The following is a 17,026-nucleotide window of genomic DNA, read 5'->3' as shown; positions in this document are numbered from 1 at the left end:
TTATGGCTATGAAAAAACTCTCCCTCATTTTCGCAGCAAGCGCCCTGACACTTGTGGCCGCTTGTGACACCACCGGTCCCAACGGCAACCAAAACGCGCAACAAGGCGCATTGATCGGCGCAGGCGTTGGCGCTCTCACAGGAATTCTGCGCGGCGACAGCGTAGAGGACCGCCGTCGTGGTGCTCTCGTCGGTGCTGTCATCGGTGCGGCTGGTGGCGCGGTCATCGGCAACCAGCTTGACAAGCAAGAAGAAGAGCTGCGCGCCTCCCTCGGCAACAACGTCGGCATTGTGAACAACGGCAACAACCTTGTTGTGACGTTACCGCAGGACATCCTGTTTGCGACCAACAGCACCGCCGTCTCTGGTCGCTCGCAAACGGACCTGCGGACGCTGGCGAATTCGATCAACCAGTACCCGAACACAACTGTCAACGTGATTGGTCACACCGACAATGTCGGCGATGCGTCGTATAACTTTGACCTGTCCCAGCACCGTGCACAGGCGGTGACAAGCGTTCTGATCAGTGCCGGTGTTACCCCAGCGCGGATCATCTCCACTGGTCAGGGTGAGAACCGTCCGATTGCGACCAACCAAACGCCAGAAGGCCGTCAGGCCAACCGCCGTGTGGAAGTTGTGATCACGCCAACGCGCTAAGCCTAAACACATGCGACGAAAGGGGCTGCACTGTCGGCCCCTTTTTATTTGTCTGACCTCTGCTCCGGTCATATAAATTGACCAATTCATCTGCGGAGGCGACATGCCCTTTCAAACCGTCCAACAAGAGAAACTCTCCCAAGGCGTGCTGCGCCAGATCGAAGAGCTGATCCTGCGCGGCATCTTACGCCCCGGCGAACGGCTCCCGTCAGAGCGGGAGTTGAGCGAGAAGATGGGTGTCTCCCGCCCCTCCCTCCGCGAAGCGTTATCAGAGCTTCAGGACAAGGGCCTTCTCGTGTCCAAAGTGGGCTCCGGCGTCTTTGTGGCAGACGTCCTTGGCAGCGCATTCTCGCCTGCACTCGTCTCCCTCTTTGCGACACATGACAGCGCGGTGTTCGACTACATCAGCTTCCGCCGCGACATGGAAGGATTGGCCGCCGAGCGTGCCGCGCGTCTTGCGTCCGACACCGACCTCAAAGTGATCGATGCGATCTTCAAGAAGATGGAGGTTGCGCAGCAAAAGAGGAACCCAGCAGAAGAAGCCGCGCTCGACGCTGATTTCCACCTCGCCATCATCGAGGCGAGCCACAACATAGTCATGCTCCATATGATGCGGTCGATGTATGAACTGCTGCGTGAAGGCGTGTTCTACAACCGCTCCGTCATGTTCAAACAACGCATGACCCGCGATCATTTATTAGACCAACACCGCGCCATCAACGACGCACTCCAAGCCCGCGACCCCGCAGCCGCCAAAGCCGCCGTCGCCAGCCACCTCGACTATGTCAGAGGGGCATTGGTAGATCAGTTGAAAGCGAATGAGAACGAAGATTTCGCGAAACGGCGATACGAGCATGAGGCTGGGCGGTAAAGGCCAGCGGCACAAGCGCTGGCTTGGAACCAATTCAAGTCCCCATTTTCCGTTGAGCCTGCAATTCGCTGTATGGACATACATCGTCTTCGAAAGGGACATGTCGGCGGCGGAAATGGCGAAAATCCTCGCGAAGCGGATCCCATCCGACCAAATACCAAAGCGGTGGCAGAATGAGCATGGCTTGCGGCTGCACCACGTGTTGCGTCTGAACGCCTTTTGCGTCGCAATAGTCAAATCGGATGAAGTGTCGGTTTAGAAATGAGGTTTCAAACGCAGGCAACAGTTCGGGACTCATCTGACCAATGTCTGATAGGTACTGCAACGGCGATAACTTCCCTATATGCAGGCAATCGAGAAAAGCGCGGAAGTCTATTATCTTGTCGGATGGCAACCCCTTTTCGATTTTTGCCAGCCCCGAGTCCGCTTACTCAGAAAATGTAAGGTTCCCAGCAGCGCGTACGGCCGAAACGCTGATCAATAGTGCAAAAACCTCTGGCACAGAAAGCTTGGCGGTCGTCTGAAAGGATTGGGGTTCAAGCTGTAGGCCAGCGCCCGTGCCAACGTCGGAATATATGACGTAGCCCTCATCACGGAGGGCGCTTATATCCCGCAGCACAGTGCGACGCGAGGCGCCACCATCGTCGCTAGGGCGTCTACTGTCGATGTGCCGCTTCGGCGCAACGTACATACAAGGGTTTCTCGTCTGAGTCGGGTATTCATTTTTTCAGTCAAGCATAAATAGTAACATTTTTTGGCACTATTTGTCCCACTACGTTTCCAGACATTTACCAAATGGAGAAATGAATTATGGAAAGGCCAGCAGTGAACCCATGGGATTGGTCGATCAAATTGGGTTACAACCGAGCTGAAATCATCGAAGGGGCAACCCATCAGGTCATTTGTGCCGGTCAGATCGCGGTTAATGAGAATGGCAATCCGTAACATCCAGAAGACATGAGAGCACAGATTTCATTGGCGCTCGACAACCTTGAGGCCGTCCTAAACAGCGCGAGAATGGATTGGAGCAATGTTGTCAGATTTGGGGTCTATGCGACTGATGTTGGTGAAGCTCTGAAGAACTTCGATCTGATGGGAATGCGGGTTGGACCTCACCAAGTGTCGGCCCCATGACATTGCTCGGCGTTACATCACTGGCGATCCCTTGCCTGATGTTTGTAATTGAAGCGACTGCCGCAGCCTAAACCCAAAAAGAAAGGCCCAGCGACTGCTGGGCCTTTTTAATTCCATCGGATGAGTTCCTAGTGAAGCTTTTCGCTCACTGTCGCAATTGCATCGTCTATGAGGCTGTTGGAGGTCTTGGCATCCATTTGCTTCGCGATGATGTCTTCAGCCGCACCCACAGCCACAACGATCGCTTGATCGCGCACTTCCTTGACGGCGGAGCTTTCGGCGCTGGCGATCTGCTCTTCAGCGGAGGCAAGGCGACGCTCAATCGACTTTGCAATGTCGGCCTTCGCAGCTTCCGCCGCACGGGATGCTTCGTCCTTCGCGTTGGCAACTATGCGGTCGGCTTGTTCCTGCACCTCTTGCTGCTTGCGCTCATAAGAGGCGAGCAGGCTCTGCGCTTCTTCGCGCAGCGTGCGGGCTTCGTCGAGTTCCGTTTTGATCGTGTTCGCACGGCCATCCAGCATTTCACCGATCTTACCCGGGACCTTGAGGTACATCAGGAAAGCGACGAACAGTATGAACGCGACCAAAACGACAAAGTCGGTGTTGGCGAAGTTGAACCAGAACGCTTTCTCAGCAGCGAAGGCTGGTGTCGCGGTCAGGACGAAAGCAGGGATCAGGAGCTTTTTCATGTCGTTACCCTTTCATCCGCGCGGTGACTGCGGCGGTGATGGTCTTGGCGTCGGCCTTGCCACCCATCGCTGCGACGATCTCTTTCGCGGTGTCCTTTGCAACTTGTGCCACGGATTTCACAGCTCCTTTACGGATCTCAGCAATGGCTGCTTCGCTTTCTGCCGCTTTCGCAGCGATCTGCGCGTCAGCTTTCGCCAGTTCCGCATCTAATTCTGCCTGAATTTCGGCTTTGGCTTTGTCGACAATCTGTCCCGCCTCCGCACGCGCATCAGCCAGCGCTTTTTCATAAGCGGCTTCAGCTTCCACCGCTTTTTGCTTTAGCTCTTCGGCTGCAGCAAGATCGTTAGTGATGGTTCCGGACCGTTCCGCAAGGATGGCCCCGATCCGTGGCAACGCGATGCGCGAAAGGATCAGATAGATCGCGATCAGTGCGATCGCCAACCAGAAGATCTGGTTTCCGAACGTTGTAAAGTCGAGCTGCGGAAGTCCGCCAGATTCGGCTGCTTTTTCTGCGGTTTCTGTTGCCATAGTCTTTTCCCGTTAACCTTTGGATTTACCGGCAGGCGCGCCATGCGCACCTGCCAGACGTAAGGATTGGGGTGTTCTTAAACGGCGAACATCAACAACAGAGCAACGAGGAATGAGAAGATTCCCAGCGCTTCTGCGAAGGCGATGCCGATGAACATTGTTGCGGTTTGACCAGCAGCAGCAGATGGGTTGCGCAGTGCGCCAGCAAGGTAGTTGCCTACCACGTTGCCCACACCTACAGCAGCGCCCCCCATGCCCATGCATGCGAGACCAGCACCAAGGTATGCGCCCATTTGTACGATATTGCCTTCCATTTCGAATTCTCCTTACGTTGGAATTGGCGAGATTAGACGATCTGACTTAGTGGTGTGGATGCAGTGCATCGCGCAAATAAACACAGGTCAGGATCGTGAATACGTATGCTTGGATGAAGGCCACAAGGACTTCGAGAGCATAAATGGTAGAAATAGCAACTACAGACACTGGCGCGATCACCGCGGCTGCTGCGAAGGTTGCGAACACTTTGATCACCGCGTGACCAGCCATCATATTTCCGGCCAGACGGACGGAGTGGCTGACAGGGCGGACAAAGTAAGAGATAATTTCAATCACGGCGAGGATCGGACGCAGCGGCAGAGGCGCAGCAGAAACCCAGAAGAGGCTGAGGAACCCAATGCCGTTTTTCACAAAGCCAATCACAGTAACTGCGACAAACACCAACATCGCCAAAACGATGGTGACAGCGATGTGCGATGTCGTTGTGAAGGCCAGCGGTAGAAGGCCGAGGAAGTTGGCGAACACGATGAACATGAACAGTGTCATGATGTAGGGGAAATATTTGACCCCATCTTTGCCCGTCACGTCCTCTATCATTTTGTAGATGAAGCCGTAAGCCAGCTCGCCAATGGACTGGATGCGGGACGGGATGATAGCTCGGCGCGATGTGCCCAGAACCAAAAGCGCGAAGATGGCGAGGATTGTCAGAGCAATCCACAGCGTCACGTTCGTGATTGTGTACCACTGAACCGGACCATCGCCGAAAAGTGGCTTCACGATGAACTGGTCCATCGGGTGGAAGTTGAACAGCTTTTCTTCGCCTGCCGATTCAGTCGCCATTTCTACAAGCCCTCTTGCTCGTCATTCCGTTCGGCCTCTTCGGCCAGTGTCTTCGCTTGGACCTCGTTGGCGGTGCTTATCATTGTGCGCACACCCGCCACGAACCCCAGCAATATGAAAACCACCAGAAAGATCGGCATTGTGCCGAACAGGCTGTCGAGCCCGTATCCAATGGCAAAACCGATCCCGAGACCGGTCACCAGTTCGATCACCATGCGCCAGGCCAAATGCGCCTGAGAGTGATGATCTTCCCCGTGGCGTTTGCGTTCCGCCGGCTTTTTGGCCGCCTCGATCCGGGCGTCTAGCTCCTCCAAACGGCGCTTGTCTGCCTCGCTCACCAACGCAAATCTCTCCTTGGGGCGTTTGGGGGTGTGCTACGTCTTGATGTACGCGGAGTCAACGCCGAAGAGCGGATCACGCGTACGTATATAAGTATCTGTAATAAATGGTTTTTTATTAACTTTGGATTGGCGAGAAAATCATGCGTCTCGCACAGAAAACCGCCATATCAGCCAAAACCAATATTTAACCGAATGGTTGACGATTGAACAGCATGGTGCTTGATGACCCGCATGGACACGCAACTTGATATCGTCTTTGCCGCTCTCGGCGACGCCACACGCCGCCGCATCCTGTCGATGCTACTGGAGGATGATATGGCCGTTACCGACGTCGCCGAACCCTTCGACATCTCGCTAGCCGCAATCTCAAAACACCTCGCCGTCCTCACCTCCGCCGGCCTTATCAGCCAAGAAAAGCACGGCCGCGTGAAATGGTGCAAGCTAGAGCCTGACGCACTGCGCGATGCCTCCGTCTGGATGAAAAGCTTCGGACAGATGGACAGTATCGACCTGGATGCTTTTGAGCGCTTTCTAGATCAGGAGATGGGCGACAAACCCAACGCCTAGACGTCCCACGTCGTAGCTTTGTCCTTGAGATAGCTCAAGAAAGACTGAACCTTGGCTGTCCGATGCAGATCAACATGCGTCACCAACCAAAGTGCCGCGGACCACTCCGGCTTGCTGGGCATCACCTCTACCAGATCAGGATAGCTGCGCAGCTCGTGGTTGCTCACAAACCCTAAGCCTGCCCCGGCGAGGATCGCTTCACGCATCACGGGTGCGTCGGTGGCGCGAAAGACGATCCCATCGGGGTCAACCACGTCCCGTAGCCAGCGGTTGAACGGCGCACGGTTGTTGTCATTGTCCTGCCCAACAAACTTATGCCGTGCCAAATCCGCTTCGTCTTTTGGCATGCCATGTTTCTCGACATAGGCTTTTGACCCCGCCAAGGTCATATTCTGGTGGCAAAAGGGCTGCACCACATTATCGGGATCCTCCGGCATCGCACCCGCCCGAACGGCCACATGCGCTTCGCCATACTCCAACCGGAACAAGCGGTCGCTCGTCAGATAGCGCACCCGCACATCTGGATGCTCTGCTTGATATTCGGTTAGTCCGGGCACCATCAGCGGCGACAGCCGCGCTAAGGACGTCACCACCAGATCGCCCGACACGCCCTTGCCCAACCCTTTGATCCGCCCCTCAAGCTGACTGAACTGGTCGTCGGTCGTCTTTGCCACCTGTAACAGGTCCGCCCCCGCCTCCGTCGCCGTATATCCCCGCGAGTGTCGCTGGAAGAGCTTCACGCCCAACCGCTCCTCCAACGCGTTAATATGCCGGATGACCGTCGCATGATGCACACCCAACGCCTCCGCCGCGCCACTCACCGTGCCTGCCTGCGCCACATGATAGGCGGTGCGGATTTCGTCCCAACTGTCCATAGTCCGATCTCTGTGCGAAATTTCACAAATTTTTTGATAATCTAGACCTTATGTTCATTTCTGCAATGGTGATTTTAGTGGCACGCCCAAAACACGCAACACTCCACCAACCATCGACATTGTTGACTCTGCCCCCCGCACCTTCTAGATGGTGGAGAACTCCGGACAGCATTAGCCGTCCGGTCTCTACTCTAGTAGAGATCGCCCTCCGTCAGCGCGTTGCGCCCACGGGGGCGCAGTGTGTTGGAAGAACGCCCACTAGGGCGCTATTACTTTAGCCGGTCGGTTCTTACATAAAAGACCAACCAGAACGAAATGAGGGCCTTGGCCGATGTTTGAGAACCTATCCGAACGCTTAGGCGGCGTCTTTGACCGGCTCACCAAGCATGGTTCGCTGAGCGAGGATGACGTCAAAACCGCCCTCCGCGAAGTGCGCGTGGCCTTATTGGAGGCGGACGTCTCCCTCCTCGTTGCCCGCGATTTCATCAAAGCCGTTCAAGATAAGGCCACCGGTCAGTCCGTCACCAAGTCTGTCACACCGGGTCAGCAGGTCGTCAAAATCGTCCACGACGAATTGCAGCACATCCTGACCGGCAACGAAGACCCCGGCGCCCTCAAAATCGATAACCCACCTGCCCCGATCCTGATGGTTGGCTTGCAAGGGTCTGGTAAGACGACGACGACAGGCAAGCTCGCCAAACGCTTGAAGGAGAAAGAGGGCAAGCGCGTTCTCATGGCCTCTCTCGACGTCAACCGACCTGCCGCGATGGAACAGATTGCAATTCTTGGCGCACAAATCGGCGTCGACACTTTGCCTATTGTTAAAGGCGAAGACCCTGTCGCCATCGCCAAACGCGCGAAAACCCAAGCCTCCCTCGGTGGCTATGACGTCTATATGCTGGACACCGCAGGCCGCCTGCACATAGATCAAGAACTGATCGCCCAAGCCGCCGCTGTCCGTGATGTCGCAAACCCGCGTGAAACACTGCTGGTCGTTGACGGCCTGACAGGTCAAGACGCAGTGAATGTGGCGCAAGAGTTTGACGACAAGATCGGCGTCACAGGCGTGGTTCTGACCCGTATGGACGGTGACGGGCGTGGCGGTGCGGCGCTCTCCATGCGCGCGATCACAGGCAAACCTATTCGGTTCGTGGGCTTGGGCGAAAAGATGGACGCCATCGAGGTGTTCGAACCCTCCCGCATCGCAGGCCGCATCTTGGGCATGGGCGACATCGTCTCCCTCGTCGAGAAAGCCCAAGAAACCATCGAGGCTGAACAAGCCGAAAAGATGATGAAGCGTTTCCAAAAGGGCCGCTTCAACATGAACGACCTGAAAATGCAGCTTGAACAGATGATCAAGATGGGCGGCATGGAAGGGATGATGGGCATGATGCCCGGCATGGGCAAAATGCAAAAGCAGATGGAAGCGGCGGGCATGGATGACAGCATCCTCAAACGCCAGATCGCCCTTATCAACTCCATGACCAAACGCGAACGCGCCCAGCCAGAAATTTTGCAAGCGAGCCGCAAGAAACGCATCGCCAAAGGTGCAGGGCTTGAAGTCTCCGAACTCAATAAACTTCTGAAACAACAGCGCCAGATGGCCGACATGATGAAGAAGATGGGCAAAATAGGCAAAGGTGGGATGCTCAAACAAGCCATGAAAGGCATGATGGGCAAAGGCGGGATGCCGGGAGGCATTCCCGATATGAATGACCCCAAAGCAATGGAAGAAGCTGCAAAAGCCATGCAAGGCAAAATGCCCGGCGGTCTGCCCGGCTTGGGCGGCGGCGCACTCCCCCCAGGTCTCAGCGGTTTTGGGAGGAAGAAATGAGGCTTCCTCTTGCCAAAAATATCTCCGCTGGAGGTGCTCAGAAGGGTGTCGCGCGTCAGCGCGGCCTTTGGGGAGCGCTATGACAGCTTGGCTCACTCCTCCCATCGGCTCCCCAGCCCTGCGCGTGACCGCACTCAATGCACACCTGCCTGTGCTCGAGACGGAGCGTTTGATCCTGCGCCCCTGCAAGATCGAAGATTGGGCAACGCTGGAAACGATTTGGACGACGGATCGCGCCAAATACATCGGCGGCCCAATGAATGGTGAGGATGCGTGGCTCGATTTCAACCAGTCCGTGGCGAGCTGGCTGCTGCGGGGCACTGGCCCGCTGACGATCACTCTCAAGGATGACGAGACACCATTGGGACTCGTCCTCATCGCACCCGAATATGGCGACCCATCGACCGAACTTTGCTGGCTTTTGACAGGAGCGGCCGAAGGCAACGGCTACGCCACAGAAGCCGCCCGCGCCCTGCGCGACTGGGGCTTTACTGAACTGGGGCCAAATGGGTTCTGCAGCTTTATATACAAAGACAACGCGGCATCCCTGCGCGTCGCTGCACGTCTCGGTGCCACGCGCCAAGGGGACCATCCAGAACATACCGATTGCGCCGTTTTCGCCTACACCACAGGAGCGCCCCAATGACCGACGCATCAATACGCGCAGCGGACCTCCTCAAAGATCACCGCGAAAGCATCGACCGGCTCGACGCGATCCTGATCTACACGCTTGGCGAGCGGTTCAAACACACGCAGGCTGTGGGGAAACTCAAAGCCGCCTACGACCTTCCCCCGTCCGATCCAGCCCGCGAAGCGGCACAGATCGCACGGCTCGAAGATTTGGCAAAACGGGCCGATTTGGACCCGGAATTTGCCAAGAAGTTTCTCAACTTCGTCATCGCTGAAGTCATTCAGCATCACAAATCACATCAATCTCAACCCTAAACGCACCTTTGGTGCGACAAGACAAACCTTAAGGAAGTCAAACCATGGCTATGAAAATTCGCCTCGCACGCGGCGGTTCCAAAAAGCGCCCATTCTATTCCATCGTTGCAGCGGACAGCCGCATGCCACGTGATGGCCGCTTCATCGAAAAGCTGGGTACGTACAACCCAATGCTGCCAAAAGACAGCGAAGAGCGCGTTAAAATGAACATGGAGCGCGTGAAGTACTGGTTGGGCGAAGGCGCACAGCCATCCGACCGTATCTCCCGCATGCTCGAAGCTGCTGGTGAGCTGCCAAAGAAAGACCGCAACAACCCCAAGAAGGGCACACCGGGCAAAGCCGCTCAGGAACGTGCTGAAGAAAAGGCGGAGAAAGCAAAAGCCGCTGAAGAAGCTGCAAACGCACCTGCTGAAGAAGAAGCACCCGCAGAAGAGCCTGCAGCAGAAGAGGTACCTGCTGAAGAAGCTGCGGCTGAAGAGTAAGACCTTAGGAGGAGCTGTCGTAGGGCAGCTCCCCTTCCGTTCCGATCATGTTGCGGCTTTTTCGCGTTATCATTCTGATCCTCTTTGCCTTCGTGGCTGGCATCTTCTTCTCAGACGCCAACCGGCAAGAGGTCTGCCGCACCGAAGGCGGGGAATGGCGGGACCGCACATGTTTCATCAAGGGGTAGGCCGATGCCAGATCGCATAGTTGTCGGATCCTTAGGCGGTGCCTTCGGCGTCCAAGGTGAAGTGCGCCTCAAGTCTTTCTGCGCCGACCCTGGCGCAATTGCGGACTACACACCGCTTTTCACCGAAGACGGACGCCAGTTCGTTCAACTCGTCCTTACCGGTCAGCAGAAAAACGGTTTTACCGCGCGGCTTGATGGCGTCGTGACCAAAGAAGACGCCGACGCCCTTAGAAACACCAAACTTTATGCCGACAGGTCGCAGATGCCAAGCCTGCCGGACGACGAATACTACTATTCCGACCTCATCGGGCTCGACGTGCTCGACACAGGCGGCAAGAGCTTGGGCACAGTCAAAAACGTCATGGACCATGGCGCAGGCGACCTTCTGGAAATTCTCGTACCAGGCGCACCCGACACCGTCCTCCTCCCGTTCACGCAAGCGGCCGTCCCGACCGTAGACCTCGCCAGCGGACGACTGATCGCCGATCCACCCGAAGGGCTGTTCTGATGGCAACCCCCAAATCCCACGGCCGCAAGTCGATCCACGCGACGCTCAAGCCGCGGGAATTGATGACGGACACGCCGGATCTTGCAGGTGTTTGGACGGCGCAAATCATTACGCTTTTCCCAACCGCATTCCCCGGCGTGCTCGGTGAAAGCCTGACTGGGAAAGCGTTGAAAGACGGCCTTTGGCAGCTGCAAACTTTCGACCTGCGCCACTACGGGATCGGCAAGCACAAGAACGTAGACGACACGCCTGCGGGCGGCGGTGCCGGCATGGTCCTGCGCGCCGATATCTTGGAAAAAGCGATCATCGAAGCGCGCAGCAGCGCCACGGGCCGCATGCCGCTCGTCTACCTCTCCCCCCGCGGCCCGCGCTTTGATCAAGCCATGGCCCAGCGCCTTGCCCAAGCAGACGGGGTGACGATGCTCTGCGGTCGGTTCGAAGGCGTTGACGAGCGTGTCTTGGACCATTTCGACATCCAAGAGGTGTCGCTTGGCGATTTCGTCATGACCGGCGGCGAAATAGCGGCCCAAGCCATGATCGACGCCACGGTGCGCCTGCTTCCAGGCGTCCTCGGCAACGCGGAAAGTGCGGAGGAAGAGAGTTTTTCCAACGGCCTCCTCGAACATCCGCAGTACACAAAACCCGCCGAATGGAACGGTCGCGCGATCCCAGACGTGCTCCTCTCCGGTAACCACAAAAAGATCGCGGAATGGCGACGCGAAAAGTCTGAAGAACTGACCAAAGCACGCCGTCCAGACCTTTGGGAAAGAACGTCAGCAAAAGAACGGTTAAATGATAGCTGATCTGAATAATTAAAGCCGCCAAGGCTGTCCCTCGGCGGCTTAATATTATTCGAGTGCGAGAGGATTCTAGGTTTGACGGCGTCGCACAAGCGCAAACCCACCAAGGCCTGCAAGCAAGAGTGGCAAACCAGCAGGCAACGGCACCGGTTCAAGACCGACATTCAAGATGGATGGATCCCTGTTTGTCGCGACATAAATCATGTCGAAATATCCACCACCGTAATCAAGAACCGTTGTCCGCTTGGAGTTCGGGGCCTGCAAAGCCACCGAACGTACGCGCCACGGGCTATGTTTGCCCTTGAAACCACTTGATCGAACCCCGAAACCCGCCTAAAGAAACGCATCTTCGGACGGGAAACCGATTCCGGGGTCTTGGTTTATGGAACCAGCCGGATTTCTGCAGATGCCTTCGTTGGCATCCCATGCACCGGACAGGCCAGACAACTACAACAATGGAACGATGACGGCACCTCTGGCGGGCGCGATGGCGGACCCGATAACGACGCAGAGCTCTGACGACACGCATAAACGTTACGGGGACCACCCGTGCCATATATAAGGAGCGTTTCAGATGGATCTGATCGCACAACTCGAAGCGGAACAAATCGCCGCTCTGGGGAAAAACATCCCCGACTTCAAAGCGGGTGACACCATCCGCGTCGGTTACAAAGTGACCGAAGGGACCCGCAGCCGTGTGCAGAACTACGAAGGTGTCTGCATCTCCCGCAAGAACGGGTCTGGCATTGCTGGGTCATTCACAGTTCGCAAGATTTCTTTTGGTGAAGGTGTGGAACGTGTGTTCCCACTGCATTCCACGAACATCGACAGCATCACCGTTGTCCGCCGTGGTCGTGTCCGCCGCGCTAAGCTTTACTACCTCCGCACACGTCGCGGTAAGTCCGCACGTATCGCCGAGGTCACAAACTACAAAGCCCCTAAGGGCGCTGAAGCATAAGGAGCCGATGATATGAAAAAAGATACACATCCTGACTATCACATCATCGACGTCAAAATGACCGATGGCACCATCGTTCAGATGAAATCCACCTATGGCAAAGAAGGCGACACACTCGCCCTCGACGTGGACCCAACGGTTCACCCAGCTTGGACAGGCGGCAACACACGCCTGCTCGACCAAGGTGGCCGCGTCTCCAAGTTCAAGAACAAATATGCAGGTCTGGGTTTCTAAGCCACTCACCAGCTCATTCATCAAAGACGCCGCTTGGTCTTCAAAGCGGCGTTTTTCTTTGCTGAAGCGTGAATTGAGGCCGTCGCTGGTAGAAATTGACTAAAGGTCAGGAAAACCTGACCTCGTTTTCGCCCTAAACACGCACTTCCGGTTGCAAGAGTACGAATTTCCTTACTCGACCGGCTTCCTTTTCGCACTCCATCGTCTCTCAAGACTTCAAGACCTCTACTTTTTGATTTTTCGATAGGCTTTTCAGATGCTTATTTCCATGACGCTTGGCGTGATTGCGCCACGAGTGGGGCTGTGATGCTGCGTCCAATTCCATCACGAGGGATGGCCGTGACCATCACAGGCTTTGCGCTCATCGCTATAACCTATGGGTTGGTCCACTTCCCCTACGGTCAGTTCATGCCGACCATCCGTGCGGAGCTTGATCTGACTGAAGGCCTGGCAGGCGTGATCAGTTCGGCGCTGTTTCTTGGCAACTGCGCCGCCCTACTCATCGCTGCTTGGGCGACGGAGCGTTTTGGCGGCAAGGTGGTCGCCACGCTTTCTGTGACCATGGCAACGGTTGGCTTGATGGGCATGGCCATCAGCCATGATCCTCTGATTTTCGCCATGTGGTTGATGTTGGCGGGGTCGTCGGCAGGATTCTCAATGCCGCCGCTTGTCGCCGCGATCCTTGTGACCGTGAGGGAAGAGCGTCAGGCAATGGCGACCACCATCGTCAACGCGGGTACTGGCGTCGGCATCATGATCTCCGGCCCCATCGCACTCTATTTCACAGGGCTTTGGCGGTTCTCTTTCGTGGGCTTCGCGGCGCTCGCCCCTATCACAAATCTGGCCACTCTCCTATTCCTCCCGAAACGTCGCCCGGTCGCAAAGGCCGCCACTGGCCCTCGTCCCGAGCCGATCTGGCGCGTCTCTGCGGCCTATTCGATCTTGGCGAGCGCGTTCCTGTTCAGCGTAGTCTGCGCGTTTTTCTGGACGTTTGGCGGCGAAATACTATCAGACATCGGTGGCTGGACTGCCGAAGGCCTGAGTTGGTTCTGGATCCTCATAGGCACGGCAGGTCTGGCCGGTGCAGGCGCGGACGCATGCCTTAAAATGCTGGGCATCCGCACAACGCACACTTTTTGCTACCTCATGGTCGCGGCCGCGATCATCCTTTTGGGTCTTACGGGCGAACATTAGGCGTTCCCGCTGATAGCTGGGGTGCTTTTTGGCATCCTCTACATCTTGCAGACCGGGCTTTAACTTCTCTGGGGTCTAAAGGCGATGCCGGATCGACCAGCAACAATCGTTGCTGCCACGTTCTTCATGCTGCCTTTGGTTCAGGTCGTGGGATCTGTACTGATGGGCTACGGCACGCAGTGGCTGGGCACTAAAGAAACCCTCTTCGGTTTTGTGATCCTGTGTCTCATGGGGGCGCTCTACGTCCCGTCAGAGCGGAGACAGAGCGCGATCGCACAAACCGTCTAAGCCTTTGGTGGCTTCTTCCCTCGACGCCGAGGTCTGCGAGGCTTAGCGCCGTCAGGCGCTCCCTCGCTCGGCTTCCCGCCTCCCTTGCGGCGCGGCTTGCCGCCAGATGGCGGTCCCCCATCCCCTTTGGCACCGCGTGGTGGGCCACCGGCGCGATTGCCGCCGCCACCACGACGACGGTTGCCACCACCCCCGTTCGGGCGCTTCTTTTGCCCCGGCTGAACCTCCCACCGGCGTCCGGAGGCTGTGGGGATTTCCTCCTGCATGGCGCGTTCGATGTCCTGCAGCTCGATCATCTCATCCGGCGCACAGAGGGCAACGGCGGTCCCGCCTGCCCCCGCCCGCGCAGTGCGACCAATGCGGTGCACGTAGTTTTCCGGGACGTTCGGCAGATCAAAGTTGTAGACCCATTTCACACCAGGAATGTCGATCCCCCGCGCGGCGACATCCGTCGCCACCAAAACCCGTACTTCGCCTGCCTTGAATGCCTCAATCGCGCGGGTGCGCTGGCCCTGACTGCGGTTGCCGTGGATGGCGTCCACTGCGAAACCCTTTGCCTGCAACTGCCGCGCCATCTTCTCACAGCCGTGCTTGGTACGCCCGAAGACGAGGGCCAAATCATCGCGGTGGCTGTCCAATAGCTCGATCAACAGGTCCATCTTCGCCGCTTGCGCGACATAGTGAATGGATTGCTTGATCTTGGTCGCCGCTTGGCCCGGTGGGTTCACTTGAACCCGAACAGGGTTCTTGAGGTACGTCGTCGCCAATTCATTCATCAGCTTCGGCATCGTGGCCGAAAACATCATCGTTTGGCGATCCTCAGCCAGTAGGGGCGCGATCTGGCGCAGGGCGTGGATAAAGCCCATGTCGAGCATCTGGTCCGCTTCATCGAGCACAAGATAAATCGTCTCGTCCAGCCGGATAGCTTTCCGTTCCAGAAGGTCAATTAGGCGTCCCGGTGTAGCAACCAAAAGGTCGACACCTTTCAAAAGCCGTTTGGTCTGCGCGACGATCCCCACGCCGCCAACGACCAGCCCCACCTTCAGGTGCGTGCCTTTGGTGTAGGCGCTCAGGTTGTCGGAAATCTGCTTGGCCAACTCACGCGTTGGCGCAAGGATCAGGCCGCGGGTGGTCTTGGGGGAGGGCTTCACCCCCGCCTTCATCAAGGCATCAATCATCGGTAGACCGAAGGCAGCGGTCTTACCCGTGCCGGTCTGCGCAAGCCCCATCACATCGCGGCCATTCATGGCATGCGGGATGGCTTGGGCTTGAATTGGCGTCGGGTCGGTGATGCCCTGCTCCGCCAGTTTCTCGATGAGGCGGGGCGCAAGGCCCAACATATCAAAATCCATTGGTATCCTTCTCAGGCCGTCGCGGCCTCGGGTGTGCGCCAGATGCGCCTCTCACAGACCAAAGTCAATGCACGGCAAAAAACGACCTTACGCAACTGGCCTACCGATCCGCTTTTCAGTAGTGCGAATTGTGCAAGTGGTGTAGAAACGCACCAAAGTACAGGGGCGGGATCAGTGGCACATATTATTGTTGTTGGGAACGAAAAAGGCGGCGCGGGCAAATCCACAGTTTCGATGCACGTCGCAACCGCACTGTCGCGAATGAGACATAACGTTGGGGTTCTAGACCTCGATCTGCGTCAGAAAACTTTGGGCCGCTACATCCACAACCGCCGGTCTTTCATGAAGTCCGAAGGGCTGAACCTGCCCACGCCAGAGTACCACGATCTACCTGAGATCAAGCATAGCGACCTTAGGCCAGGAGAGAATGCGTTTGATCGCCGTCTCTCCGCCGCTGTGGCCGGGTTGGAACCGGACAATGACTTTATCCTGATTGACTGCCCCGGCAGCCACACCCGCCTGTCGCAAGTCGCACACTCGCTGGCCGATACACTGGTGACGCCGCTCAATGACAGCTTTGTCGATTTTGACCTGCTGGCGCACACCGATACCTCTGGCGAAGAAATCACCGGTCCCTCCGTCTATTCAGAAATGGTCTGGAACGCGCGTCAGCTTCGCGCGCAGGCCGGTTTGCCGCCAATGGATTGGGTCGTTGTGCGCAACCGAACCGGTGCGCAGGCGATGATCAATAAAGAAAAGATGGCCCGCGCGTTGGAGAAACTGTCTAAGCGCATCGGCTTTCGAACCGCGCCCGGCTTCAATGAGCGCGTGATTTTCCGTGAGCTATTCTCCCGCGGTTTGACGTTGCTTGATTTGCGTGACCTTGGGGTCAAAGGGTTAAACATTTCCAACATCGCTGCACGGCAGGAATTGCGCGAACTGGTCAAGGCGCTGAACCAGCCGAATGTCACGGTGGATTTCTGATGGTGGACCTTTTTGATGAAGACCTGTTTCTCAAGGGTTTGGAACAGCGCAAAGGCACGCTTGGCGCTGAGTATGTTGAGAAAAACCTCGCCGCAGCCGACGATTTCACCCGTCCGTTTCAAGAAGCGATGACCGCGTGGTGCTGGGGCTTTGGCTGGGGCGACGATGTGATCGACGCCAAGACCCGCAGCATGATGAACCTGTCCATGATCGGCGCATTGGGCCGGATGCATGAGTGGGAAGTCCACTGCAAGGGCGCGCTCAACAACGGTGTCACCAAGGAAGAAATCCGCGCAATCATTCATGTGGTTGGCATCTACTGCGGTGTGCCAATGGCGCTTGAGTGTTTCCGCGTAGCCCGCAAGGTTTTGACCGAAGTCGGCGAGCTTTAGTAACCGCTGACAATTTTCGTCAATTGTTCTGCAAATCCCTTCGCGATCGTAACGGTCGGGTCACATCTTCTGTCTACGGTCCTCCGGTT

The 17,026-nt window shown here is 56.7% G+C and carries 26 protein-coding genes; 17 read left to right on the top strand and 9 right to left on the bottom strand.

What is annotated here, in order from left to right; genetic code table 11:
• Positions 1-2 precede the first annotated feature (2 nt).
• Positions 3-656, top strand: a complete 654-nt coding sequence (locus ACTF5F_RS01380) for an OmpA family protein (protein WP_438955090.1) — start codon at positions 3-5, stop codon at positions 654-656.
• A 103-nt stretch (positions 657-759) separates the two neighbouring features.
• Positions 760-1,527, top strand: coding sequence for a FadR/GntR family transcriptional regulator (locus ACTF5F_RS01375; RefSeq protein WP_438955089.1), 768 nt, complete (start codon positions 760-762; stop codon positions 1,525-1,527).
• Between the two features lie 34 nt (positions 1,528-1,561).
• On the opposite strand, the gene ACTF5F_RS01370 is transcribed toward ACTF5F_RS01375, so the two are convergent.
• The gene (locus ACTF5F_RS01370) at positions 1,562-1,825 is read right to left on the bottom strand and encodes a helix-turn-helix transcriptional regulator (protein WP_438955284.1); all 264 of its coding nucleotides are present in this window, start codon (positions 1,823-1,825) and stop codon (positions 1,562-1,564) included.
• A 512-nt stretch (positions 1,826-2,337) separates the two neighbouring features.
• On the opposite strand from ACTF5F_RS01370, the gene ACTF5F_RS01365 reads away from it, so the two are divergent.
• The gene (locus ACTF5F_RS01365; RefSeq protein WP_438955088.1) at positions 2,338-2,472 is read left to right on the top strand and encodes a hypothetical protein; all 135 of its coding nucleotides are present in this window, start codon (positions 2,338-2,340) and stop codon (positions 2,470-2,472) included.
• A 317-nt stretch (positions 2,473-2,789) separates the two neighbouring features.
• Here ACTF5F_RS01365 and ACTF5F_RS01360 read toward each other — a convergent pair whose 3' ends face one another.
• The 5 genes from ACTF5F_RS01360 to ACTF5F_RS01340 form a co-directional block, all read right to left on the bottom strand.
• On the bottom strand, positions 2,790-3,350 hold the full coding sequence (locus ACTF5F_RS01360) for a F0F1 ATP synthase subunit B (RefSeq protein ID WP_438955087.1): 561 nt from the start codon (positions 3,348-3,350) through the stop codon (positions 2,790-2,792).
• A 4-nt stretch (positions 3,351-3,354) separates the two neighbouring features.
• A complete protein-coding gene (locus ACTF5F_RS01355; RefSeq protein WP_438955086.1) occupies positions 3,355-3,879 on the bottom strand; it encodes a F0F1 ATP synthase subunit B' in 525 nt (174 codons plus the stop codon).
• Between the two features lie 77 nt (positions 3,880-3,956).
• Positions 3,957-4,193, bottom strand: a complete 237-nt coding sequence (locus tag ACTF5F_RS01350; protein ID WP_438955085.1) for a F0F1 ATP synthase subunit C — start codon at positions 4,191-4,193, stop codon at positions 3,957-3,959.
• A 46-nt stretch (positions 4,194-4,239) separates the two neighbouring features.
• Positions 4,240-4,995 (bottom strand): F0F1 ATP synthase subunit A, encoded by a 756-nt coding sequence (locus ACTF5F_RS01345; RefSeq protein WP_438955084.1) that lies wholly within the window; start codon positions 4,993-4,995, stop codon positions 4,240-4,242.
• Positions 4,996-4,997: 2 nt separating this feature from the next.
• The gene (locus ACTF5F_RS01340; RefSeq protein WP_438955083.1) at positions 4,998-5,336 is read right to left on the bottom strand and encodes an AtpZ/AtpI family protein; all 339 of its coding nucleotides are present in this window, start codon (positions 5,334-5,336) and stop codon (positions 4,998-5,000) included.
• Positions 5,337-5,567: 231 nt separating this feature from the next.
• Here ACTF5F_RS01340 and ACTF5F_RS01335 point away from each other — a divergent pair, with 231 nt between their 5' ends.
• Complete coding sequence (locus ACTF5F_RS01335) at positions 5,568-5,903, top strand: ArsR/SmtB family transcription factor (RefSeq protein ID WP_438955082.1); 336 nt, start codon at positions 5,568-5,570, stop codon at positions 5,901-5,903.
• Here ACTF5F_RS01335 and ACTF5F_RS01330 read toward each other — a convergent pair.
• Positions 5,900-6,778: a LysR family transcriptional regulator gene (locus ACTF5F_RS01330; protein WP_438955081.1), complete on the bottom strand. Its 879-nt coding sequence runs from the start codon at positions 6,776-6,778 to the stop codon at positions 5,900-5,902. The two genes, ACTF5F_RS01335 and ACTF5F_RS01330, sit on opposite strands and share 4 nt — an antisense overlap.
• Positions 6,779-7,109: 331 nt before the next feature.
• On the opposite strand from ACTF5F_RS01330, the gene ffh reads away from it, so the two are divergent.
• The 7 genes from ffh (at position 7,110) to trmD (ending at position 11,538) form a co-directional block, all read left to right on the top strand.
• Positions 7,110-8,612: a signal recognition particle protein gene (gene ffh / locus ACTF5F_RS01325; RefSeq protein WP_438955080.1), complete on the top strand. Its 1,503-nt coding sequence runs from the start codon at positions 7,110-7,112 to the stop codon at positions 8,610-8,612.
• A 79-nt stretch (positions 8,613-8,691) separates the two neighbouring features.
• Entirely contained in the window at positions 8,692-9,258 is a 567-nt protein-coding gene (locus tag ACTF5F_RS01320; RefSeq protein ID WP_438955079.1) for a GNAT family N-acetyltransferase, read from the top strand.
• Positions 9,255-9,557 carry a chorismate mutase gene (locus ACTF5F_RS01315; protein ID WP_438955078.1) on the top strand — a complete coding sequence of 101 codons (303 nt, stop codon included), beginning with the start codon at positions 9,255-9,257 and terminating at the stop codon, positions 9,555-9,557. Before ACTF5F_RS01320 ends, ACTF5F_RS01315 begins: the two co-directional genes overlap by 4 nt.
• 44 nt (positions 9,558-9,601) lie before the next feature.
• Entirely contained in the window at positions 9,602-10,039 is a 438-nt protein-coding gene (gene rpsP, locus ACTF5F_RS01310) for a 30S ribosomal protein S16 (RefSeq protein WP_438955077.1), read from the top strand.
• Positions 10,040-10,086: 47 nt separating this feature from the next.
• Entirely contained in the window at positions 10,087-10,227 is a 141-nt protein-coding gene (locus tag ACTF5F_RS01305; protein WP_438955076.1) for a hypothetical protein, read from the top strand.
• A 4-nt stretch (positions 10,228-10,231) separates the two neighbouring features.
• Positions 10,232-10,735, top strand: coding sequence for a ribosome maturation factor RimM (gene rimM / locus ACTF5F_RS01300; protein WP_438955075.1), 504 nt, complete (start codon positions 10,232-10,234; stop codon positions 10,733-10,735).
• Positions 10,735-11,538 carry a tRNA (guanosine(37)-N1)-methyltransferase TrmD gene (gene trmD, locus ACTF5F_RS01295; protein ID WP_438955074.1) on the top strand — a complete coding sequence of 268 codons (804 nt, stop codon included), beginning with the start codon at positions 10,735-10,737 and terminating at the stop codon, positions 11,536-11,538. The genes rimM and trmD overlap by 1 nt, the downstream gene beginning before the upstream one ends.
• A 66-nt stretch (positions 11,539-11,604) precedes the next feature.
• Here trmD and ACTF5F_RS01290 read toward each other — a convergent pair whose 3' ends face one another.
• Positions 11,605-11,739, bottom strand: a complete 135-nt coding sequence (locus ACTF5F_RS01290; protein ID WP_438955283.1) for a VPLPA-CTERM sorting domain-containing protein — start codon at positions 11,737-11,739, stop codon at positions 11,605-11,607.
• Positions 11,740-12,109: 370 nt separating this feature from the next.
• On the opposite strand from ACTF5F_RS01290, the gene rplS reads away from it, so the two are divergent.
• The 4 genes from rplS (at position 12,110) to ACTF5F_RS01270 (ending at position 14,209) form a co-directional block, all read left to right on the top strand.
• Entirely contained in the window at positions 12,110-12,493 is a 384-nt protein-coding gene (gene rplS, locus ACTF5F_RS01285; RefSeq protein WP_438955073.1) for a 50S ribosomal protein L19, read from the top strand.
• A gap of 12 nt (positions 12,494-12,505) precedes the next feature.
• Positions 12,506-12,727 (top strand): 50S ribosomal protein L31, encoded by a 222-nt coding sequence (gene rpmE / locus ACTF5F_RS01280; protein ID WP_072902016.1) that lies wholly within the window; start codon positions 12,506-12,508, stop codon positions 12,725-12,727.
• A 306-nt stretch (positions 12,728-13,033) separates the two neighbouring features.
• The gene (locus ACTF5F_RS01275) at positions 13,034-13,921 is read left to right on the top strand and encodes an MFS transporter (protein WP_438955072.1); all 888 of its coding nucleotides are present in this window, start codon (positions 13,034-13,036) and stop codon (positions 13,919-13,921) included.
• 84 nt (positions 13,922-14,005) lie between these two features.
• Positions 14,006-14,209 carry a hypothetical protein gene (locus tag ACTF5F_RS01270; protein WP_438955071.1) on the top strand — a complete coding sequence of 68 codons (204 nt, stop codon included), beginning with the start codon at positions 14,006-14,008 and terminating at the stop codon, positions 14,207-14,209.
• On the opposite strand, the gene ACTF5F_RS01265 is transcribed toward ACTF5F_RS01270, so the two are convergent.
• A complete protein-coding gene (locus tag ACTF5F_RS01265) occupies positions 14,206-15,561 on the bottom strand; it encodes a DEAD/DEAH box helicase (RefSeq protein WP_438955070.1) in 1,356 nt (451 codons plus the stop codon). The two genes, ACTF5F_RS01270 and ACTF5F_RS01265, sit on opposite strands and share 4 nt — an antisense overlap.
• A gap of 174 nt (positions 15,562-15,735) precedes the next feature.
• Between ACTF5F_RS01265 and ACTF5F_RS01260 the strand changes: the two genes are divergently transcribed.
• Positions 15,736-16,545 carry a division plane positioning ATPase MipZ gene (locus tag ACTF5F_RS01260; RefSeq protein ID WP_438955069.1) on the top strand — a complete coding sequence of 270 codons (810 nt, stop codon included), beginning with the start codon at positions 15,736-15,738 and terminating at the stop codon, positions 16,543-16,545.
• A 2-nt stretch (positions 16,546-16,547) separates the two neighbouring features.
• Positions 16,548-16,937 (top strand): carboxymuconolactone decarboxylase family protein, encoded by a 390-nt coding sequence (locus tag ACTF5F_RS01255; protein ID WP_438955282.1) that lies wholly within the window; start codon positions 16,548-16,550, stop codon positions 16,935-16,937.
• Positions 16,938-17,026 lie beyond the last annotated feature (89 nt).

The organism is Cognatiyoonia sp. (assembly GCF_965661665.1).
GTDB lineage: Bacteria > Pseudomonadota > Alphaproteobacteria > Rhodobacterales > Rhodobacteraceae > Cognatiyoonia.
This window is presented reverse-complemented; position numbering and strand designations above follow the sequence as displayed.